This window comes from Acinetobacter baylyi DSM 14961 = CIP 107474 (genome assembly GCF_000368685.1).
GTDB classification, from domain to species: Bacteria; Pseudomonadota; Gammaproteobacteria; order Pseudomonadales; family Moraxellaceae; genus Acinetobacter; species Acinetobacter baylyi.
The window spans coordinates 719,636-741,589 of record NZ_KB849628.1 but is presented as its reverse complement, the minus strand read 5'-3'; the positions used below and the strand labels follow the sequence as shown (position 1 = coordinate 741,589).

Below are 21,954 nucleotides of genomic sequence, written 5' to 3'. Positions count from 1 at the left end.
CACCTCACTTATGGTTGTCAGTGTACGGAATCAAAGCCAAGTAACGAGCTTGTTTAATCGCAAGCGCGAGTTGACGTTGATAACGAGCTTTAGTACCAGTGATACGGCTAGGAACGATCTTGCCGTTTTCAGTGATGTACTGTTTTAAAGTGTCGATATCTTTGTAGTCGATGTACGCAACATTCTCAGCTGTAAAGCGGCAGAACTTGCGACGACGGTAAAAACGTGCCATTGATGTTCTCCTTAAGCTTCAGCAGAATCTTGAATTTGTTGTGCTTCTTCACGTTGAGCTTTACGCGCACGTTTTTCTTCAGCACTTTTAGCAAGTAAAGATTCTTCAGTGATTGCGTGTTCACGACGGATGATGATGTTACGAATGATTGCATCGTTATAACGGAACAATTCTTCAAGTTCATCAAGAGTCGTTTGACCACATTCAACATTCATAAGAATGTAGTGTGCTTTATGAATCTTGTTAATTGGGTAAGCTAATTGACGACGGCCCCAATCTTCTAGACGGTGAATTTGACCATCAGCTTCTTTAATTTGTGAGATATAGCGTTCAACCATACCCACAACTTGATCGCTTTGATCTGGATGTACTAAAAGTACGATTTCGTAATGACGCATTGTCAGCTCCTTACGGTTTAGACAGCCCCTAACCAAAAGATGTTGTTAGAAGCAAGGAGTCATAACTCTAAAAGTTATGTCGCAAAATTGCGAAGCGTGAATTATAAGGAAAATTATTGGTTAAGACAAATAGTTTTTATGATTTTTAAGAATGAATCAAATAGATATCCTCTCTTATTAAAAGAGAGGAAGATTTGGAGCAGGGGATTGGTAGGTAAAACTAAAGCTTAGACTTAACAACGTAATTAGAATTACTGAAAAAAGAAATAAGCGTTTTGCCCAGAGTTGATCATTCTCTGCTTTAAATCCGATAATGGATAAATATAACCAATATGCGGTGAGCACATTGAATGTCAATAAAAAGAAAACATTAGTATATCCAAAGCAATAAAGTCCATTGAGTACAGCTGCAAACAACACAATGTAAATCAGACACTCAACTTTTGTGCGGTACACAGATCGGGCAACAGGAAGTATCGGAATACCCGCATTCTTATAATCATCAAAACGATAAATTGCAATTGCCCACGAATGTGGCATTTGCCATAAACCATACGCTAAAAAAATAAGTAGCGCAGCAACATCAAATTGATGAGTTACGGCTGTGTAGCCAATCACAGGTGGACTAGCTCCAGAAATACTACCAATAATGGTCTGATGAATAGAGGTACGTTTCGTCCAAAGACTATAAAAACCTACATAAACGACAAAGCCAATGATCGCAAATGAAAATGAATAAGGATTTACCCAAAACCATAGAATACCAAATCCAATGATGCCAAGAATAAAAGCAAAAATAAGAGCAGTACTCGGAGAGACGGTTTTTTTAACTAGGGCTCTGTTTTGTGTGCGCTCCATTTTTTGGTCAATGTCTTGATCAATCACATTATTGACCACACAACCTGAAGCAACAACAAATGTTGTACCTAGAAGGGTAAGAATGAGTAAGAGGAAATCTACATGGCCTTGGGCGGCTAAGAAGAAGCCGCCCAAAGTGGTAATGAAATTACCAAACAGAATTCCTGGTTTTGTCAGGAATAAATACTTTTTTAGCATGACAACCAGTTTAGATCATCATGTTGAAATGTAGATAATTCATAATCCATACAGAACCAACAAGCAAGATAGCAATACATAGAACTGTATAAATGAACGCGATTAGGTTCCAGCGCTGTTCAGAAGATGTATTCATATGTAAGAAGAATACAAGTTGTACAAGCACCTGAGCCACAGCAGTGATTCCGATCACAGTCATTAAAAGACCACGACCAAAGCCTCCAGCCATCACCATTCCAAAAGGAATGATAGTTAATACGACTGATAAAATGAAACCAATCGTATACTGCTTGAAGTTACCATGTGATGCGCCAGCAGAATTATGATCATGACTCATTAGAGAACTCCCATTAAGTATACGACGCTGAATACACAGATCCATACGATGTCAAGGAAGTGCCAGAACAAGCTTAGACAAGCTAGACGACGTGTGGTTGGTAAGGTTAGACCTTTAGTTTTGATTTGATATATCAAAACAAGCATCCAGACCAAACCAGAAGTTACGTGGATACCGTGTGTCCCAACCAAAGTAAAGAATGCAGATAAAAATGCACTCGTACCAGGTCCATGCCCTGAATGAACTAAATGATGGAATTCATAAAGTTCCATACCAATGAATGTTGCACCAAAAACAAATGTGATAAAAAGCCACATAATTACTTGGTTAACATTTTTCTTGTATGAAGCCAGAACTGCAAAACCGAAAGTCACAGAAGAGATCAAGAGCGCAAAAGTTTCTGTTAAAACAAAACCTAATGATTCACTGAACAAATCATGTGCAGTTGGAGTACCTGGTGGAACATGACTGCTTAATACAGCGAACGCGATGAAGAGTGTACCGAATAAAATCAAGTCACTCATCAAGTAAGTCCAGAAACCAAAGACTGTTAAATCGGTATCATCATGTTCATGATGACCATCGTGTCCGTGGTTGTCGTGATGAAGTACTTCAGCCATATCCTTAGTCCTTCTTCAAGTGTTTTTCAAGTAACGCATAGCGTTCATTTTCAATGCGCTCAACTTCTGCTGCTGGTACATAGTAATCCACTTCTTTTGTGAATGAACTACGGATCAAGCTTACAATTGAAGCAATGAAACAAACTGCAACGAGCCACCAGATATGCCAGATTAAAGCAAAGCCCATTGTTGTAATGAACATCGCAATTACAAAACCAGCAGCACGGTCAGTTGGCATATGAATATCTTCATATTTGGTATTACGTGCGTAGGCTATACCATTCTCTTTGTCTACCCAGAATGCATCTACACCGTTACCATTTGGAACATGTGCAAAGTTATAAAATGGAGCAGGAGAAGAAGTAGACCATTCTAAAGTACGGCTATCCCATGGGTCGCCAGTATGGTCCATATTTTGATGACGTTGTAAGAAGCCAACAATGATTTGCATTAAGAAACATGCAATACCAATTGCAACTAACACCGCACCAAAAAGTGCAATAGCCAAATACGGATCCCATTCAGGGTTGTCATATGTATTCAAACGACGTGTCATACCCATGAAACCGAGGATATACAATGGCATGAATGCAAAATAGAAACCAAAGAACCAGAACCAGAATGCTGCTTTACCCCAAGCTTCATTGAGCTTCCAACCAAACATTTTTGGCCAGTAGAAAATGATGCCCGCAAACATACCAAATACAACACCACCAATAATTACGTTATGGAAGTGAGCAATGAGGAATAATGAGTTATGAACCAAAAAGTCTGCTGGTGGTACAGCCATTAGTACGCCGGTTAAACCGCCAATACCAAACGTCACAAGGAAACCAAGTGTCCAGAGCATTGGTGTTTCGAACGAGATACGTCCTTTGTACATGGTAAATAACCAAGAGAAAATTTTCACCCCTGTAGGGATTGCAATAATCATGGTCATGATACCGAAGAACGCGTTAACGTTTGCACCTGCACCCATGGTAAAGAAGTGGTGTAACCACACAACGAATGCCAATACAGTAATTGCAATCGTTGCATATACCATTGATTTATAACCAAACAATGCTTTGCGAGAGAAGGTTGCAACAATCTCTGAATACAAACCAAATGCAGGTAATACCAAGATATATACTTCTGGGTGACCCCATGTCCAGATCAAGTTCACATACAGCATTGGACTACCACCAAGCTCATTTGTGAAGAAATGGAAACCAAAGTAACGGTCTAGCGTTAACATGGCAAGGGTGGCTGTTAAGACAGGGAATGATGCAATGATCAAAACCGCTGTACATAATGATGTCCATGTAAAAATTGGCATGTCCATCAACTTCATGCCTGGCGCACGCATTTTAATGATGGTCACAAAAAAGTTTACACCAGATAAAAGCGTACCAAGACCTGAGACTTGCAGTGCCCAGATATAGTAATCGACACCAACACCAGGAGAGTATTGAATACCAGAAAGAGGAGGGTATGCCATCCAGCCTGTAGCAGCAAACTCACCGAGTACGAGAGATGCCATCATCAAGCCAGCTGCACCAGCAAACAACCAGAAGCTTAAAGAGTTAAGTAGCGGGAATGCAACGTCACGTGCACCAATTTGAAGTGGTACAGAGATATTCATCATACCCACAACAAGACCCATTGCTACGAAGAAGATCATGATCACGCCATGCGCGGTGAAGATCTGGTCGTAATGGTCTGGATGTAAATAACCTTCACCGCCACCTTTAGCAAGGAACAGTTGAAGACGCATCATAATTGCATCGGCGAAACCACGCAAAAGCATGACGACAGATACAAGGATGTACATAATACCAATTTTTTTATGGTCTACTGTAATAAACCATTCTTTCCAGAGGTAACCCCATTTTTTGAAGTAGGTGATACCGCCTAGAACTGCAATTGCACCAATAGCCATTAAGACCATTGTCACTAGTACAATTGGCTCTTTAGGGATTGAGTCCCATCCGAGTTTACCTAATAACAACATGGCTTATTCCTCTACAGAAGCAGTTGCATGTGCATTAGCAGCATGAGCTTGTGAACCATGTTCAGCAGTAGCTGAATGATCAGCTCCGTGATAGTTGCTCATATATCTGTTAATGACAGTTTCAAACAATTTTGGTTCAACTGAAGAATAGTAAGTCACAGGATGTGGCTTATTCGGGAACGGTTTCATTGCTTCAGCTTTCGCTAAGGCTTCTGCATCACCTGCAGCTTGTGCACGATGTACAAGCGCTTCAATTTGATGCTTAGAACGATCACCGTCTTTAAGCGTTGCAAGTTCAGCTTGATCAAGTATACCTTTCTGAATTGCTTCAGGATTAACACCAGTACCTTTACCTGCTTTAACTGCATCTACCCATTGTGTAAATTCAGCTTCAGTCACACTATATGCTTTAAAATGCATTTGTGAGAAACCATAACCTGAATAGTTAGATGACATGCCACGGAAAACACCTGGCTGATCTGCCATTAAGTGTAAGTGAGTTTGCATGCCAGCCATCGCATAGATCTGACCGCCTAACTGTGGAATGAAAAAAGAGTTCATTGTAAAGTTAGAAGTGATCTTAAAGCTTAACGGGGTTTTTTCTGGGAAGCGTACTTCATTTACCGTTGCGATGTTTTGTTCAGGATAGACAAAAATCCATTTAAACTGTTCAGCAATAACCTGAATAGTTAAAGGTGCTTTATCTGATTCTAAAGGACGGTAAGGGTCGTACTTGTGGGAGCCCCACCAAGTTAACCAAGCTAGAATACCAATAATAATGACAGGGACACCCCAAACTACAATTTCAATTGCAGTAGAGTGCGCCCATGTAGGTTTATAGTCTGCATCTTTATTCGACGCGCGATATTTCCAACTAAACCATAATGCCATGATTACTGATGGAATGACCACCAATAACATAAGGTAGATCGCAGTCATCATCAAGTTACTTTGACCTTGACCTACTGGACCTTTTGAGTTTAGAAGTACCATATCACCACCACACCCAGTTAAGAGTGCAGCAATCGTAGATAAAGACAATACAGCTAAAATCGTTTGTCTCATTTTACAACCTCGGTGAAGAGTCCCATTCCCTCATAAAATTCGGGATAGCGATAAAAGTGTCGCATGATGGAGAAGAATCTTTTCTATTGAATATAGAAAGACAATATTTCTCAATCATGAGACACCGCTACGTTGTAGGGCATTATGCCTGATATCGACAAACTAAGCTATATATAAAGTGGCTTTAAATGGCTGTAATAAAACCTGATTTTTTTACTTGGAATTAAATAGGATTTATTTTTAATTTTATATTTTTCAGATATTTATAGTTAAAAAAGGAGTGAGTAATCACTCCCTTATTTATTTGGAAATATCAATCACTTTTGTTTTCGCTAATCTGTCATGTAAACTATTGTTTCCCTTGGAAAAAAACATAACAATATCAACGATAAAAACAATACCAATCAGAGGAAACAAGCTTACAAACTGAGAGAGGGCAACGAACAAAAAAGAGCGTATAAAAAAAGCTCTAAATTGACCGACCAACTTATGAGAAGTTGCATCCACAATTTGCAATTTAAAAATCTTTTTCCCGATAGATTGCCCACTTTTTGAAATCAGCATATTTTGCAGAAAAAGCAAACCAAGTGTGTAGGCTAACAATACAATAGGCACCCAAGATGGCATATTGTTTGACATGGCCTCAGCAATTTTAAGTTGCTCATCTACACCAAAGCTATTGGCTTGTTGTATTAAATCTTTTGGAAGGAAAATCAGCGTCACAAGAATTTGTGGCAATACAAATAAGAGAAGATCTACGAGTTTTGCAGAAATACGTTTACCTGTACTTGCTGGAGTTACTATATTTTTGCTATTGACCTGAATATGACTGATCACATCATTTTGTTGCGATACAGGCGAGATTGGGGGTGTTTGTGAGAAACTCTGAGGTTGATAAACAAGTTTACCTTGAGTTAATTCTCCTAAAGCTTTCCATTCACTCATGCCTTCATGCCAAGCTAAATCGGTTAATAAAACCTGTTGGCTTGCTAGCATTTGATTAAGTTGTTCTAAGGTATATGGTCCAGCTTGTTGATTATTGCGTGCCAGGTAAATTTGCATAAGTCTTCAATCTCAACATCTAATGATGAAAAAAGACCCACGTGTGGTGGGTCTTTTTCTTATAAAAGTCAGGCTTGCTTTGTTTTCTCTTCGGCAAGGAAGAACCAAGTATCTAACACCGAATCTGGATTAAGTGAAACAGATTCAATACCTTGCTCCATTAACCATTTTGCTAGATCTGGATGATCTGATGGGCCTTGGCCACAGATACCCACATATTTTCCAGCTTTACGGCAAGCATGAATCGCCATTGAAAGTAATGCTTTTACTGCTGGATCGCGTTCATCAAATAAATGAGATACGATACCAGAGTCACGATCTAAGCCTAAAGTTAACTGAGTTAAATCATTTGAACCGATTGAGAAACCATCGAAATGTTCAAGGAATTGCTCAGCCAATAGTGCGTTAGTTGGAAGTTCGCACATCATGATTACTTTTAAGCCATTTTCGCCACGTTTAAGGCCATTCAGAGCAAGTAATTCAATTACACGTTTCGCTTCTGCAACAGTACGTACGAATGGAATCATGATTTGAATATTGGTCAAGCCCATTTCATCACGTGCTTTTTTCAAGGCACGACATTCAAGCTCAAAACAGTCACGGAAGTTATCAGATACATAACGGCTTGCACCACGGAAGCCAAGCATTGGATTTTCTTCTTCAGGCTCATATAATTTTCCGCCAATCAGATTGGCATACTCATTTGATTTAAAGTCTGACATACGAACAATCACTGGCTTCTCAGCAAAAGCTGCCGCCAATGTTGAAATGCCTTCAACTAGCTTTTCAACATAAAAATCGATAGGAGAGGTATATCCAGCAGTACGGGCAAGAACAGCAGCACGAGTTTCACGTGGTAAGCTATCAATGTTTAACAATGCTTTAGGATGTACGCCAATCATGCGGTTGATAATGAACTCAAGACGTGCAAGACCAATACCTTCATTTGGAATTTGAGCAAAGTCAAATGCGCGGTCTGGATTACCGACATTCATCATGATCTTGAACGGAAGTTTAGGCATAGACTCAATAGAGTTGCGTTGTACTTCAAAATCAAGTGAACCTTCATAAATAAAGCCAGTATCACCTTCTGCACAAGAAACCGTCACTTCTTGTCCATCAGTTAACACTTCAGTTGCATTGCCGCAACCAACAATAGCAGGTACGCCAAGTTCACGCGCAATAATTGCAGCGTGGCAAGTACGACCACCGCGGTTGGTGACAATCGCTGCCGCACGTTTCATCACTGGTTCCCAATCTGGATCTGTCATATCTGAAACGAGAACATCACCGTCTTGGACTTTATCCATTTCCTTGATAGAACTCACAATACGAACTTTACCAGAACCGATACGTTGACCGATTGAGCGACCTTCACAAACGACTGTACCACGTTGCTTAAGTAGGTAACGCTCCATTGTGCCAACGTTTTGACGGCTTTTTACGGTTTCAGGACGTGCCTGAACGATATAAATTTGACCATCATCACCATCTTTTGCCCACTCGATGTCCATTGGGGCACCATAATGGTCTTCAATGATCATGGCTTGTTTAGCGAGTTCTTGTAATTCGTGATCATTGAGTGCAAATTGTTGACGGTCTTGTTTTTCTACATCAACTACAACAACTGACTTACCTGCTGAACCTTCTTCCCCATAAATCATTTTCTGATGTTTAGAGCCAAGATTGCGACGTAATACAGAGTGTTTACCATTTTTAAGTAATGGTTTTGATAAATAAAATTCATCAGGGTTGACAGCACCTTGTACCACCATTTCACCAAGACCATAAGATGCAGTAATAAACACAACATCACGGAAACCAGATTCGGTGTCGAGTGTAAACATTACGCCTGCAGCACCTGTTTCAGAGCGCACCATGCGTTGCACACCCGCTGAAAGCGCAACAACGTCATGTGCGAAACCTTGGTGAACACGATAAGCGATTGCACGGTCATTATACAATGATGCAAAAACTTCCTTAATCGCGATTAACACATTGTCAATTCCACGAATGTTGAGGAAGGTTTCTTGTTGACCTGCAAAAGAAGCATCAGGTAGATCTTCTGCAGTCGCAGATGAACGAACGGCAACCGCGATTTCAGGGTTGCCGTTAGAAAGTGCGTTAAAAGCTTCGCGTACTTCTTTTTCAAATTCTGGAGTAAGAGGAGTTTCGATAATCCATTGACGAATTTTTGCGCCTGATTCAGCCAATGCATTCACGTCTTCTACATTGAGTTTTGCAAGTTCTGCTTGAATTTTAGCGTTGAGTCCACTTTGATCGAGGAATTCACGATAAGCAGCTGCAGTTGTCGCAAAACCACCAGGTACAGATACACCAGCATTGGATAAATGGCTGATCATTTCACCCAAAGATGAGTTTTTCCCACCTACGAGTTCGACATCGTGCTTCCCTAATTTTTCTAGACCGATTACGCGCGCTTCCAAAGTTTTTACTCCACATTTCCAGTATTAATTACTATCTTGGCATGAAGACATGATTTAATTTGCTTAGATTTTTGATTTTTACTAAGCGACAGTCATGTAAGATCAGTTTACTATAAAGATTATATAGCACTTAGACAAATATTTAAGGAGAATTTTCATGTCTGAAGGAAAACTCATTAAGCGTAGCGTGTTCTTTATTTCGGATGGAACAGCTATTACAGCAGAAACCCTCGGACATTCGTTACTGGCTCAATTTCCAAACGTTGATTTTGATATTCACATTATGCCGTATATCACGACTGAAGAAGCAGCAATGAATATTGTAGAAGAGATTAACCAGTGCCAGTCACGTGATGGAACTTTGCCTTTAGTGTTTGATACTTTGGTAGATCCGAATGTTCGGGAAATCATTAATACGTCTAAAGCAGTCAATCTGGATGTATTCGAAGGTCTGATCAGTAAACTAGAACAGGTACTTGGAACACCGCCTACAACTTTAGTCGGACAAACTCATGCAGTGACCGACTCTGAATATTATAAGGCACGTATTGATGCGGTTCATTTTGCATTAGACAATGACGATGGTGCTTTAACACGCCACTATGATAAAGCTGATATTATTTTAATTGGCGTCTCTCGCTCTGGCAAAACACCTACGTCAATTTATCTCTCTTTGCAATTCGGGATTCGTGTAGCAAACTATCCTTTAACCGAAGAAGATTTAGACGATAACCGTTTACCGAAAGTTCTTAAAGAACATAAAAACAAATTGTTTGGTTTAATGATTGATGCGGAGCGTCTGGTTGCTATTCGAACTGAGCGTAAGGCCAACAGTCGTTATGCAAGCTATAGTCAGTGTCAGATGGAACTAAGGGCCGTTGAAGGTATTTTTATTTCTGAAGGTATTCCTTATTTAAATGTATCAGAAATGTCAATTGAGGAAATTTCCACACGTATTCTACAAATGACTGGATTGAAACGTCGCATTGGCTAAATGATTCAATTTATGGAGAAATATATTGCATCAATATTTCTCCAATTTAAGCAAGATCAATCAGATTATCTCTAAATAAATATAGTACTTGAAATATTATGACAATAAGTGTACAAACCAAATGTAAATTGCGTCACATTTTAGTTTTATAATTAACAAAAGCGTACATTTGGCTTATTTCTATTTTGTCTGTAAACAGGAGGGATGCGTATGAATCTGATGAATGCTCGTCATCTTGCTTACTACGATCTTGATTTAATGCCACATGCAACACAACTATCTAGACAGCCTCATCATACTCCTGTACTGGGTAGCCATAACGTGAATTTTCCAAGCTCAATTCCGCTTGCAGAACGCTCAGATAAAAATAGTGAAATAGATCGACTTACTGGACTACCTAATCAGTCAGGATTTAAGAAGCAACTTCATACCCTCATTGCATCTATTCATCAGAAAAAAAATTACAATTTTGGATTGATCCTATTTGATTTTGACTATTTTAATCAGATCAATACTAGTCATGGTCATATTGTGGGCGATCATATTTTACAAACAATTGCCTCAAGAATTAAAAAAGTATTACCACAAGAAGTGCTTTTATCGCGTTTGGGAAGTGACGAGTTTGCGATTTTGATTCCTAATGTGTCTTCAGATATAAGTTTAATGAAGATAGGATCACTAGTGCAGCAACAGGTTTCTTTACCTTTATATTATCGTGATCATATTATTGAAAGTAATATCAGTGCTGGAGGTGCAATTTATCCTCGTGATATTAATCAAGACGTTAATATTGTTGAAGCGGCAGATATTGCATTGTGTTATTTGAAACAATCTGGTCGTGGTGGATGTTCTATTTTTCGATCTGAAATGCTGGTTGAACAAAATATGATTGCCCAACAATTTAATCGTGCTAGACATATCTTACGTCATAATTTAGTGCGTCCCTTTTATCAGCCAAAATTTTATTTAGAAAGTGGCAAACTTGCAGGCTTTGAAGCATTACTGCGCTGGTATGATGAAGATAATCAAATACAATTGCCAAAATTGATTATAAATGCGTTTGAAGACTATAGTCTTGCGAGTCGTTTGAGCGAGAAGATGCAATTAAATATCTTTAAAGATATGGCAAGCTGGATCAATCAGGGTTTACAACTCGTTCCTGTATCCATCAATGCTGCGCCAGTTGAGTTTTTAAAGGACAACTATGCAGAATTATTATTAGAACGCTTAAATCAATTTGAGATTCCATATCATTTGATTGAAATTGAAATTACTGAACATTTGTTAGATGATCAAGGGAAGAACTTTATTTCCCGTGCACTGGCTAAATTGAAGCAAAATGGTATTCGAATCGCTCTGGATGATTTTGGTACTGGCCATTCATCCTTGACTCGCCTCGCAAATTTGCCTGTAGATTGCCTAAAAATAGACTGTGATTTTGTACAACGTATGGAACAGGAAAAGTTTATTTCAGCACTCGTGCAATCTGTTATTTTAATGAGTAATAATCTCGGCATTGATGTGGTTGCAGAAGGTATTGAAAGTCAGGAACAGCTTGAATTACTAAAACAACAGGGGTGTGAAGTAGGACAGGGTTTTTTGTTTAGTCAGGCTTTAGCACCTGAAAACGCTCGTGCATTGTTGTCATAAATCAAATTATATGAAAGCGCTTTTATAAATCTGAACAGACTCTATAAAAACGCTATCCTTCTTGTTTAGGTCAAATAATAATTAAAGTGCGTTCTTGATATCCATCAAATAACTAAAATTTTCTAAGCGTTTTTGAGTATCATAAATATCACAGGTAAAAATAAATTCATCAACCTTTACATGTTCAAGTAAATCTTCCAGGCCAGCTTTAACAGTCGCAGGTGAACCAACTTGCGCCATCGCATAAAAGTTATTCACTGAAAGTTTTTCAGATGCACTCCATATGTGTTCCATGGATTTTACGGGTGGTTTTAACTTTAGACTTTGCCCACGCATTAACCCCAGTACCCGTTGATAAGCGCTGGTCGCTAGAAAATGTGCTTCTTCATCTGTTGGTGCGACTACAGTGGGAACGCCAATCGATACATAAGGCTGCTCTAAATATTTAGAAGCTTGAAAATTTTCACGGTAAAGCTGTACTGCCTGGGACAGCATACGTGGCGCAAAATGTGAAGCAAATGAATAGGGAAGTCCAAGTTTGGCAGCCAGTTGTGCACTGAATAGACTCGAACCTAAGAGCCACACTGGCACATGTGTTCCATGACCTGGTGTTGCAACAATCTTTTGATGTGGCTCAGGATCATCAAAATATTTTAAGATTTCTAACACGTCCTGTGGAAATTGATCCTCTGTTTCTTGTCGACCTCGTCGTAGTGCTCGCATGGTCACCTGATCTGTTCCTGGTGCGCGACCTAAACCAAGTTCAATTCGATGAGGATAGAGCGTTGCTAATGTTCCAAATTGTTCTGCCACAACTAAAGGTGCATGATTTGGTAGCATGACTCCGCCAGAGCCTAAGCGTAGGTGCTGGGTATTTGCCGCAAGATATCCAAGTAAAACAGCCGTAGCGGAGCTCGCAATTCCATCCATATTATGATGTTCTGCCAGCCACAAGCGTCGATACCCCAGTTGTTCTGCATGTTTTGCAAGTTCTAAGGCATGATGTAAAGAAAATTGAATCGTTTGATCATCACGAACGGGCGCCAGTTCAAGAATTGAAAAGTGCGTATCTTTGAGCGTTGCCACAGACATATTGACTCTCATTTATATCGATGTTTTACGATATTATACGATAGTTTTATATCGAAAAAAAACGATAAATGCAGTGTCTTTGTAAATTTAAATGATGCTCAAAAATAAAAAAACAGCATTTGATTATGCTGTTTTTGATTTGATTAGCCTTAAGGATGACGATGATGGTGACGACGATGTTTTTTCCAGCCACGCCCTTCATTTGAAGAATAGCGGCGATCATCTGCTTTGTCTTTTGCAATTTTATTACCTAAGGCAGAACCACCTGCAGCACCAAGTGCAGCGCCAATATAACCACCATTGGTACCGCCCATGTTTCGGCCAACAGTATAACCACCCACGCCGCCTAAACCGCCACCAATTGCAGATTCTGTACGATCACGACGATTACTTGCAGCAGCAGCACCGCCTGCACCACCAATTGCCGAACCAATCATGGCACCTGTGTGACCACCCATTTGATTGCCTAATGCTGTACCTACAACACTTCCTAATGCAGAAGTTGCTGCTACACGCGTGGTATTATCTGCGTGAGCTGAAATTGCAACCATTGACGAACTGGCCAATACTGCACTCAATAACCAAGTGTGAATTTTCATGTTAAACTCCATGTCCTGCTCTTAGCATAACGCTTACAGAACGTTATCTATTTAATGAGATCAAATGTAACAAGACTTAAGCTAAAAAATGTGAAGAACAATCATCACATTATTGCGTTTTGGTGAGTAGATTGTGATATTTTGTTGTTTTAGCCCAAAATATGAAGGCTTGTTAGAGGTTGATATATTCGTGTCTGACTTAACTTAATTCTGATTTCGACAGAGATAAGCTCAAAACGCACCCCCCATTATGCGAATACAACACTCACTATGTGAATAAGCTATCTAATTTTTAATCTTCAATAAAAGATACCATCAATAGGCGAATCCAGATCAAGTATGTCTTTTGCTGGCTAGAATCTGTAAACTATGCGCAATTTTAGGCTTTAACCTGTACCTACATGACTGATTCATCATATTTGTTGTCATGAGTGAGAGCAGGAATTTATTTATTGAGATTTTTCTTCCTATGAAAGAATCGCTACGTTTACGATTAGATCAATTGTGTGACCGTCATGAAGAATTAACAGCATTGCTAGCAGATGCTGAAGTTATTTCAGACAATAAACGTTTTCGTAAATTATCACGTGAACATAGTGATTTAAATGAAATTGTTGACGTGTGGAGTAAATATCGTCAAGCGGAAGAAGACATTGAAACAGCCGAGTCGATGCTGAGTGATCCTGACTTTAAGGATATGGCTCAAGAAGAAATTAAAGAAAACCGTGCTTTGATTGAGCAGCTTGAAGGTGATCTGAACATTCTGATGATTCCTAAAGACCCCAATGACGCCAATGCGGCTTATCTGGAAGTTCGCGCAGGAACGGGGGGAGATGAAGCTGCTATTTTCTCAGGCGATTTATTTCGCATGTACAGTAAATATGCCGAGTCTCGGGGATGGCGCATTGAAGTACTTTCAGAAAATGAAGGTGAGCATGGCGGTTATAAGGAAGTGATTTGTCGCGTTGATGGCGATGGTGTATATGGTCGTTTAAAATTTGAAAGTGGTGCACATCGTGTCCAACGTGTTCCAGCCACCGAATCGCAAGGGCGTGTGCATACTTCGGCGTGTACTGTAGCAATTTTACCTGAGGTTGATGTCGATACGACTGTTGAAATTAATCCAGCCGATTTGCGTATTGATACTTATCGCGCCTCTGGTGCTGGTGGTCAGCACATTAACAAGACTGACTCGGCTGTTCGTATCACACACGTACCTACGGGTGTGGTAGTTGAATGTCAAGAAGAGCGTTCTCAGCATAAAAACAAGGCCAAGGCCATGGCTTTACTGGTGTCGCGTTTAGAAAATGCCAAACGTGCAGCACAGGAAACGGCGACTTCTGAAATGCGTCGTGACTTGGTGGGATCTGGTGACCGTTCGGAACGTATCCGTACATATAACTACCCACAAGGACGAATGACTGATCACCGTATTAATCTAACACTGTATAAGTTAGATGCAATTATGGAAGGTGATTTGACTGAACTGCTGGATAGTTTACACCGTGAATATCAGGCTGATCAGTTGGCTATGTTGGCACAAGAGAATGGTGGTTAATGAATATCGGACAAGCACTCAACTTACGTGGTGAATCTGACAGTTATGAACGTCAGGAAGCAATGTGGTTGCTTGAACATATTTTAGAGTTGAACAGTCTTGAGCTAAAAATGCGTCAGATGCAGATACTGACGCAGGAGCAGGAACAACAGTATTTAGATGGTCTGATGCGACTTTCTAAAGGCGAACCTCTGGCTTATATTACCGGTTCACAGCCATTCTGGAGTCTAGATTTAAATGTGACTCCTGATACGCTGGTGCCACGACCAGATACCGAAATTTTGATTGAAACCGTATTGTCGCTAGATTTACCTGAACATTGTTCGATGGTCGATTTAGGAACGGGTACAGGGGCAATTGCTTTATCATTAGCAAAAGAACGACCTTACTGGAAAATTCTGGCTACAGATATTTATTTCCCAACGCTGGAAGTAGCTCAGTCCAATGCGAAAAAGCATGCTTTGAATCAGGTTAAGTTTTTATGTAGTGCTTGGTTTGAAGCTATTCCATCGCAAAAATTTGACCTCATTGTGTCTAATCCGCCATATATAGATGCTAATGATGAACATATGCTAAATTTGGGCACTGAACCACGCCGAGCTTTGGTTGCAGACAAGCACGGATTGGCAGATCTTGAGCAGATTATTGGGCAGGCAGTGCTGTGGTTGAACACGCACGGCTGGATTGCAGTTGAACATGGTTATGATCAGGGGCAGGCTGTTTGTCAGTTATTGATGGATCATAATTTTGCTAAAGTACAAACATGCAAGGACTATGGCGGTAATGATCGCATTAGTTTAGGACAATGGTTAGCCGATACTTGATACTCGATAAACCCTGTATTGGCACTAAAAATTTATGTAACTAAAGATACCTATAAAATACGTTTGATTTTAAATAAAAATGTCTGTTTTATTGATCGTTCATTTCTTGCGTTATTTTAGGAATGTTAAATCTTAGGTCAAATGAATTTAGTGTGCGCCGCCAGGTGAGTATTTATGAGATTTAAAAAACTCTGATGTCATGTGCATCGGCGCATTCGGTGTTTTTAATATCCCCATCACGATTGTATATCATACTTTATACTGGGATGGATAAAGCGATGTAAATCGTTCATTTACTTTATAGTGCTATTAAAAGTCAGTATTTTCTAAGAACAGATCCAAATTTTTCAATTGATTTAAATGCTCAAAAACTGCAATTGATTTGAGGTTTTTTGAAATTGTATTGAAAAAGAAGAACTTTTACTCTGGTGCAAGAGCGAAATAAAAATCAATCAGGAAATATGTATGAAGATTCAGGGAAAACATTTTGTTATTACAGGTGGGGCATCAGGGTTAGGTGCTGCTGTTGCTGAGTATTTGATTAAACAGGGTGCAGAAATTAGCCTCATTGATATGAATATAGAAGCAGGCCATGCATTAGTTAAGCTATTAGGAGTAAAAGCGCAATTTTTTCAACTAGATGTCACCAGTGAAACTCAAGTCGAGCAGTTTTTTATTCAAATGCGAGATCAGGCGATTGAATTGCAAGGATTAATCAATTGTGCAGGTATAGGGCCCTCTGCAAAAGTTGTAGGAAAAGAAGGCCTACATGATTTGGCACTATTTAATAAAGTATTAAATATTAATGTTACTGGTTCTTTTAATATGCTGCGTTTTGCTGCCCAAGCCATGAGTACTAATAAACTAGATCCGCAAGAAGAAGACCGTGGCGTTATCATTAATACTGCTTCAGTTGCTGCTTTTGATGGTCAAATAGGTCAAGCGGCTTATGCTGCATCAAAAGGTGCAGTTGTTGCAATGACTTTACCAATTGCACGTGAGTTGGGACGCCATGCGATTCGAGTCATGACCATCGCACCAGGCATTATGGAAACACCAATGTTAAAAGCTATGCCACAAAATGTACAAGATGCGTTGGGACAAATGGTGCCTTATCCTTCACGTTTAGGAAAACCGCAGGAGTTTGCGGCATTGGTCGCACATATTATTGAAAACTCTTATTTAAATGGAGAAGTGATTCGATTGGATGGTGCAATTCGTATGGCACCAAAATAATGAAAAAGATGATATTTCGATATGCCAAATATTTTATGGGATTTGGCATATGCAGAAATGAATACATATTAGAATATTTTAAAATATGAAACCCAAAAATACTTGTGTCTAGCCATCGCGTTTTGACGTGCTTGATCGAGATAATAATAAATTTAATAGATTTTTTTATATATTGTAATGACTTGAAACTTAATCACGCATTTTAAGTATTGTGAGATCTGCTTAAAATGCGCGATGAGTTAAAAAGAATTGACTATTTTTTCACAATGCCTTTCCAGCTCCCTGCAATCAGCTTAGTAATTGCGATTAGGGTAAATGGTGCGGACAAACCTGGTGGGCTCGCCAGATAACGAGACTCCCATTCTGGATTAAATTTGGCTTTATATTCATATAAACCTTCAAAATTATAAAATTCTTCACCCAAGTCAAAAATGGTGGTTCCAATTTTATGCCAGAGAGGTGCCAAGGGGTGTCGTTCCAGACCAGAAAGTGGAGCCATACCTAGATTAAACCAGAGAAAACCTTGCTGTTTGCCCCAGAGCATAAGTTCTGCAAATATAAAATCCATGATTCCATTTGGTGATGCTGGATCGTAGCGCATCAAATCGATCGATAGCTCCTCATGAGTGGACGTTTCCCACAAATTTGCAAAGGCCATAATTTTCCCCTCTGGAGAAATTGCGACAGCAACGCGAGTACGTAACAGATAATCTTCTCGAAATGAGCCTAGCGAAAATTGTTTTTCATGAACATTCTTTTGTTTTAACCATTGCTCAGAAATGTCTTTAAGTCGAGACATTGACGCTTCTACCTGATCAAGCTCAAGTATCTTAAATTGATACTCTAACTTCAGTAATTTATTTCTGCCTCTACGTAAATTTTCTCTTTTTTTACCTTCAAGATTAAAATCGGATAAAGCTACGCGAGCTTCTTGCCCAAGTTTTAATAAAACCAATCCTAAGTCGAGATAAAGAGGCAAATTTTTCTCGCCAATTTGATAAAAAACAATTTTTGCTCCATAACGATCTGCTTTTTCTTTAAAATCCCAGAGTAACTGGGCAAAAGTGGCTTTGTTACCTACAGGATCACCCATCACAACCCAATATTTTTGCGTCATTGAATAAGAAATAAAGGCAGTTTCATCATCTGACCAAAAAATACTTTTATCTCCTAAAAGTGCCAGAAAACCTTGAGTTTCATGAGCATTTAAAAGCACTTTTTTGATTTGATCGAGTTCATTGGAATCAATCTGCGCTGGCTTTTTAGGTTTTGAAATTCCCATGAGTTGCCAGATCAGCACCATTAAGATCACAACACCAATGACGATAAGTGAACGTAAAAAACGTGAAACATCATTTTTATAGGAAAATTGCCACCATAAATCATTGGAATATTCCACATGTTTATAAGCAAAGAAACCAAACCAGATTGTACCTAGAATGACCAGAGCAATACTACTGAACCAGATTGGGTTATAAGACAATTTAAATAAAGAAGAACGTCTGTAAAAAAAACGATGAGAAATGAGTATTGCCATAAATATGCTTGTTAAAGCAAAAATCTGAAACCAATCACTGGCAGTTAAAATAGAGCTAAATATACCCAAGGCCAGTAAAATTAAAGCTCCATACCAAGCTGCATCTAATTTTAAGTGTATGCCACGCGCTAAAAATAAAAGTAATACACCAATAAATGAGCCGGCCAGATGCGAAAATTCAAGCAGAGGTAAGGGAATAAAATTGCGTAGCCAATGCGTTTTTTCAGGTAAGCTTGGCATAGAACCTGAAAACAGCATATAGGCACCAATAAAAAACAGAAACATCGAAAAGATTTGCGGTACTACCGATGGAATAATACGTGTTGCAAGTTTTTCTGCCTGAAGAAATTTACTCCGATATTGATAAAAATCTTTTAAAACTAGAATAATTCCAGTAAGTAATAAGGGTAAGAAGTAATAAATGACCCGATACAGGACTAACGCGATTGCGATGCTGGGTTGACTTGATGCAAAAGCATTACTTGATAGCCATAAAAAAGAACCTTCAAATACACCAATACCGCCTGGTACTTGAGATACAAGGCCTAAAAGCTGAGCCAGTACAAAAATCACAAGGAAGGTTTCAAAGCTCACTCCAGGAATATCTTTTAGCAAGACCCATAATACGGTAGAGGCCAATATCAGATCTGAACATGCCAGTAGTGTTTGTAATAAAGCGGTTTTAGGTGAGGGAATATCGATACTGATTGCTTTAATTTTAATAGGCTTTTGCACAAATAGAACAATTGCCCAGTAAGCAATTAAAAATCCTGCACATAGCAAGATAAGTACATAAAGAATAGGGGAATGAGGAATGTGATTGAGTACATTTGCTGGAGCAATAAAAATTGAACCCAAGCCAAGTGTCATGAGACCAATAAAAAATGTCAGGCTTAAAAAAGCCGAAATCTTTGCGATGTCCCAACCTTGAACGCCCATCTTTTGGTAAAAGCGATAACGAATTGAACCTCCAGATGCCCAGGCATGCCCTGTATTATTACTAATGGCAAAACTAACAAATGAAGTAAACAGAATATGTTTATATGCAATAGTCCGATATCCCAATGATCTTAAAGCCAAAACATCATAAAGGGAAAGGAGTAAATAGTTGACTAAGGTCAGACCACATGCCATTAGCGCGACTGACCACGGAATATTATTCCAGTGCTTCAGCAAGCCAGAAAATTCATGTGTTTCTAGCTCTTTATGTATGATCAATAAAGCGATGCAAAATAAAATTACAGGTGCATATTGAATTATTCTTTGAATAAAAGGTTGCTTAAGCATGAGAACAAGGTGCCAAAATTTAGAAATGTATTTATCCACCACAGTATATGCATTTTTTACAATATACCTATGTTAAAAGTGATGCTTTAAAGTCGCCAAACGTATTTTTCTTGGCTAGAATGTTGATAGCTAGAATTGATATTTTCTCAACAAAACTTTTAATATTTGATAAAAAATGACAGAAATAAAACCTTTAATCGGTATCGATCTTGGAACAAGTAACTCACTTGTAGGTGTTTTTGAAAATGGTCAACCCCGACTCATTGAAAATGCATATGGCAATAAATTAACGCCTTCTGCAATTGCAATGGATGAAGATGAGCAAATTCTGATTGGGCAGGCTGCTTTAGAGCTACGTGCTTCAGGTCGGGATGTTTTGACCAGTTTTAAACGTTTGATGGGTACATCTAAACCATTAAAATTAGGGGATCGTAGTTTTTCAGCGGTTGAACTTTCATCACTTATTTTACGGTCGCTTAAACAGGATGCCGAGCATGCCTTGCAATGTGAAATTGATGAAGCAGTCATTACTGTACCTGCTTATTTTAATGATATACAACGCCAAGCCACAATTTCTGCTGCTGAACTGGCTGGTTTGAAAGTGAGTCGCCTGATTAATGAACCGACTGCTGCGGCTCTGGCTTATGGGCTTGGTCAGAGTGATGATAGCTGTTTTCTCATTTTTGACTTAGGCGGCGGTACTTTTGACGTCTCAATTGTTGAGCTATTTGATGGTGTTATTGAGGTGCGAGCCAGTGCAGGAGACAATTACTTAGGTGGAGACGATTTTGTACAGTTAATCATGAAACAGTATTGGAAGAAGAATGCTTCTATCTTCGGATATAACGAAACTACGATTCCTTATGATGTTGAAATTGCATTAAAAGCCAAGGCTCAATATTGTTTACATGTACTGAGTAAGCAGACGTCTACCCAACTTAATTTCAAATGGAATGATCATGAAGCAACATTTGAAATTTCACAGGACGATTTGACCAACTGGGCAGAGCCATTACTATTAAGATTACGCCGTCCGCTTGAACGAGCTCTGCGTGATGCCCGAATTTTACCTAAGCAAGTAGACCAGATTATCATGGTCGGTGGGGCAACGCGTATACCTGCTGTACGCAAATTGGTCACCAAGTTGTTTGGACGTTTCCCTTCAACCAGTGTTCAGCCAGATGAAGCCATTGTGCGGGGAGCATGCATTCAGGCTGGTCTAAAAGCCAAAGATCAATCCTTAAAAGAAGTGGTTTTGACCGATGTGTGTCCATTTAGTTTAGGGATTGCTGTCGGCGATGAAGGTCAGTTTTCACCTATTCTGGAGCGTAATATTGTCATTCCAGCCAGTAAGGTCAATACCTACACTGCAATGAATAAAGGCCAAAGAGAGATTGTGGTTCAAATTTATCAGGGTGAACATCGATTGTGTCGAGAAAATGTCTCTCTGGGCTCTTTAACTGTACCGTTACCTCCAAATGACGATTATTTATCAATCGATGTCAGATTTTCCTATAATCCTAACGGAATTCTGGATGTCGATGTCGACGTTCCAGCGACGGGTGAGAAACTGCAAAAAGTGGTGGTGAATCATCAAAGCGTCATGTCTGCTGAAGACGTTGAAAAAGCGCGTTTACAACTTCAATCACTTAAAATCCACCCACGAGATAACCTGATGAATAAGAGTTTACTATTACGTGCCGAGCGTCTGTACAGTGAACGAACGGGTGATCTTCGTTATCAAATTGGTGATCGTACGGAGCGTTTTAATCAAATTCTCAATCAACAAGATGAACGACAAATCCGTGAAGCCAGACAATATTTTGAGGCTTTCTTAAATGAAGTTGAAGATTTGAGTTTGTTTGAGGAATATTAAATAGTTTTGGGCGACTAACGACGATCATGAAAACTATTTCCTGAATCGTTACATCTTATTTGATCGAGTGCCTGTAAAAATTTCCAGACAC

The 21,954-nt window shown here is 39.2% G+C and carries 18 protein-coding genes; 6 read left to right on the top strand and 12 right to left on the bottom strand.

Annotated features, from left to right (window positions below):
• Positions 1-4: 4 nt before the first annotated feature.
• The 9 genes from rpsR to ppsA all read right to left on the bottom strand — a co-directional run bounded on the left by rpsR (position 5) and on the right by ppsA (position 9,210).
• A complete protein-coding gene (rpsR, locus tag F952_RS12860; RefSeq protein WP_004928375.1) occupies positions 5-232 on the bottom strand; it encodes a 30S ribosomal protein S18 in 228 nt (75 codons plus the stop codon).
• Between the two features lie 11 nt (positions 233-243).
• Positions 244-630 (bottom strand): 30S ribosomal protein S6, encoded by a 387-nt coding sequence (rpsF, locus tag F952_RS12855; protein ID WP_004928369.1) that lies wholly within the window; start codon positions 628-630, stop codon positions 244-246.
• Between the two features lie 177 nt (positions 631-807).
• Entirely contained in the window at positions 808-1,686 is an 879-nt protein-coding gene (gene cyoE, locus F952_RS12850; protein WP_004928367.1) for a heme o synthase, read from the bottom strand.
• 10 nt (positions 1,687-1,696) lie between these two features.
• Positions 1,697-2,023: a cytochrome o ubiquinol oxidase subunit IV gene (locus tag F952_RS12845; RefSeq protein ID WP_004928361.1), complete on the bottom strand. Its 327-nt coding sequence runs from the start codon at positions 2,021-2,023 to the stop codon at positions 1,697-1,699.
• On the bottom strand, positions 2,023-2,643 hold the full coding sequence (gene cyoC / locus F952_RS12840; RefSeq protein ID WP_004928359.1) for a cytochrome o ubiquinol oxidase subunit III: 621 nt from the start codon (positions 2,641-2,643) through the stop codon (positions 2,023-2,025). The genes F952_RS12845 and cyoC overlap by 1 nt, the downstream gene beginning before the upstream one ends.
• A 4-nt stretch (positions 2,644-2,647) precedes the next feature.
• Positions 2,648-4,636: a cytochrome o ubiquinol oxidase subunit I gene (gene cyoB, locus F952_RS12835; protein ID WP_004928357.1), complete on the bottom strand. Its 1,989-nt coding sequence runs from the start codon at positions 4,634-4,636 to the stop codon at positions 2,648-2,650.
• Positions 4,637-4,639: 3 nt separating this feature from the next.
• Positions 4,640-5,701 carry a ubiquinol oxidase subunit II gene (cyoA, locus tag F952_RS12830; protein WP_004928354.1) on the bottom strand — a complete coding sequence of 354 codons (1,062 nt, stop codon included), beginning with the start codon at positions 5,699-5,701 and terminating at the stop codon, positions 4,640-4,642.
• Positions 5,702-6,001: 300 nt separating this feature from the next.
• Complete coding sequence (locus tag F952_RS12825; RefSeq protein ID WP_004928350.1) at positions 6,002-6,763, bottom strand: RDD family protein; 762 nt, start codon at positions 6,761-6,763, stop codon at positions 6,002-6,004.
• A gap of 68 nt (positions 6,764-6,831) precedes the next feature.
• Positions 6,832-9,210, bottom strand: coding sequence for a phosphoenolpyruvate synthase (ppsA, locus tag F952_RS12820; protein ID WP_004928348.1), 2,379 nt, complete (start codon positions 9,208-9,210; stop codon positions 6,832-6,834).
• A 157-nt stretch (positions 9,211-9,367) separates the two neighbouring features.
• Here ppsA and ppsR point away from each other — a divergent pair, with 157 nt between their 5' ends.
• Complete coding sequence (gene ppsR / locus F952_RS12815; RefSeq protein WP_004928345.1) at positions 9,368-10,204, top strand: posphoenolpyruvate synthetase regulatory kinase/phosphorylase PpsR; 837 nt, start codon at positions 9,368-9,370, stop codon at positions 10,202-10,204.
• 210 nt (positions 10,205-10,414) lie between these two features.
• The gene (locus tag F952_RS12810) at positions 10,415-11,854 is read left to right on the top strand and encodes a putative bifunctional diguanylate cyclase/phosphodiesterase (RefSeq protein ID WP_004928342.1); all 1,440 of its coding nucleotides are present in this window, start codon (positions 10,415-10,417) and stop codon (positions 11,852-11,854) included.
• Between the two features lie 81 nt (positions 11,855-11,935).
• Here F952_RS12810 and F952_RS12805 read toward each other — a convergent pair whose 3' ends face one another.
• Positions 11,936-12,940 (bottom strand): LLM class flavin-dependent oxidoreductase, encoded by a 1,005-nt coding sequence (locus tag F952_RS12805; protein ID WP_026056828.1) that lies wholly within the window; start codon positions 12,938-12,940, stop codon positions 11,936-11,938.
• 155 nt (positions 12,941-13,095) lie between these two features.
• Complete coding sequence (locus F952_RS12800) at positions 13,096-13,545, bottom strand: glycine zipper domain-containing protein (protein ID WP_004928336.1); 450 nt, start codon at positions 13,543-13,545, stop codon at positions 13,096-13,098.
• 469 nt (positions 13,546-14,014) lie between these two features.
• Here F952_RS12800 and prfA point away from each other — a divergent pair, with 469 nt between their 5' ends.
• The 3 genes from prfA to F952_RS12785 all read left to right on the top strand — a co-directional run bounded on the left by prfA (position 14,015) and on the right by F952_RS12785 (position 17,163).
• A complete protein-coding gene (gene prfA, locus F952_RS12795; RefSeq protein WP_004928334.1) occupies positions 14,015-15,103 on the top strand; it encodes a peptide chain release factor 1 in 1,089 nt (362 codons plus the stop codon).
• A complete protein-coding gene (prmC, locus tag F952_RS12790) occupies positions 15,103-15,927 on the top strand; it encodes a peptide chain release factor N(5)-glutamine methyltransferase (protein WP_004928330.1) in 825 nt (274 codons plus the stop codon). Before prfA ends, prmC begins: the two co-directional genes overlap by 1 nt.
• Before the next feature lie 465 nt (positions 15,928-16,392).
• On the top strand, positions 16,393-17,163 hold the full coding sequence (locus F952_RS12785; protein ID WP_004928327.1) for a 3-hydroxyacyl-CoA dehydrogenase: 771 nt from the start codon (positions 16,393-16,395) through the stop codon (positions 17,161-17,163).
• Between the two features lie 253 nt (positions 17,164-17,416).
• Here the strand turns inward: F952_RS12785 and mprF are convergent, their stop codons facing one another.
• Complete coding sequence (gene mprF, locus F952_RS12780) at positions 17,417-19,987, bottom strand: bifunctional lysylphosphatidylglycerol flippase/synthetase MprF (RefSeq protein ID WP_004928324.1); 2,571 nt, start codon at positions 19,985-19,987, stop codon at positions 17,417-17,419.
• A 175-nt stretch (positions 19,988-20,162) separates the two neighbouring features.
• Between mprF and F952_RS12775 the strand changes: the two genes are divergently transcribed.
• Positions 20,163-21,863 (top strand): Hsp70 family protein, encoded by a 1,701-nt coding sequence (locus F952_RS12775; protein ID WP_004928322.1) that lies wholly within the window; start codon positions 20,163-20,165, stop codon positions 21,861-21,863.
• Positions 21,864-21,954: the final 91 nt, after the last annotated feature.

What these genes read in the sequence shown, in the direction of transcription:
- rpsR (WP_004928375.1), bottom strand. Translation starts at nt 232, where the DNA reads ATGGCACGTTTTTACCGTCGTCGCAAGTTCTGCCGCTTTACAGCTGAG.
- rpsF (WP_004928369.1), bottom strand. Translation starts at nt 630, where the DNA reads ATGCGTCATTACGAAATCGTACTTTTAGTACATCCAGATCAAAGCGAT.
- cyoE (WP_004928367.1), bottom strand. Translation starts at nt 1,686, where the DNA reads ATGCTAAAAAAGTATTTATTCCTGACAAAACCAGGAATTCTGTTTGGT.
- F952_RS12845 (WP_004928361.1), bottom strand. Translation starts at nt 2,023, where the DNA reads ATGAGTCATGATCATAATTCTGCTGGCGCATCACATGGTAACTTCAAG.
- cyoC (WP_004928359.1), bottom strand. Translation starts at nt 2,643, where the DNA reads ATGGCTGAAGTACTTCATCACGACAACCACGGACACGATGGTCATCAT.
- cyoB (WP_004928357.1), bottom strand. Translation starts at nt 4,636, where the DNA reads ATGTTGTTATTAGGTAAACTCGGATGGGACTCAATCCCTAAAGAGCCA.
- cyoA (WP_004928354.1), bottom strand. Translation starts at nt 5,701, where the DNA reads ATGAGACAAACGATTTTAGCTGTATTGTCTTTATCTACGATTGCTGCA.
- F952_RS12825 (WP_004928350.1), bottom strand. Translation starts at nt 6,763, where the DNA reads ATGCAAATTTACCTGGCACGCAATAATCAACAAGCTGGACCATATACC.
- ppsR (WP_004928345.1), top strand. Translation starts at nt 9,368, where the DNA reads ATGTCTGAAGGAAAACTCATTAAGCGTAGCGTGTTCTTTATTTCGGAT.
- F952_RS12810 (WP_004928342.1), top strand. Translation starts at nt 10,415, where the DNA reads ATGAATCTGATGAATGCTCGTCATCTTGCTTACTACGATCTTGATTTA.
- F952_RS12800 (WP_004928336.1), bottom strand. Translation starts at nt 13,545, where the DNA reads ATGAAAATTCACACTTGGTTATTGAGTGCAGTATTGGCCAGTTCGTCA.
- prfA (WP_004928334.1), top strand. Translation starts at nt 14,015, where the DNA reads ATGAAAGAATCGCTACGTTTACGATTAGATCAATTGTGTGACCGTCAT.
- prmC (WP_004928330.1), top strand. Translation starts at nt 15,103, where the DNA reads ATGAATATCGGACAAGCACTCAACTTACGTGGTGAATCTGACAGTTAT.
- F952_RS12785 (WP_004928327.1), top strand. Translation starts at nt 16,393, where the DNA reads ATGAAGATTCAGGGAAAACATTTTGTTATTACAGGTGGGGCATCAGGG.
- mprF (WP_004928324.1), bottom strand. Translation starts at nt 19,987, where the DNA reads ATGCTTAAGCAACCTTTTATTCAAAGAATAATTCAATATGCACCTGTA.
- F952_RS12775 (WP_004928322.1), top strand. Translation starts at nt 20,163, where the DNA reads ATGACAGAAATAAAACCTTTAATCGGTATCGATCTTGGAACAAGTAAC.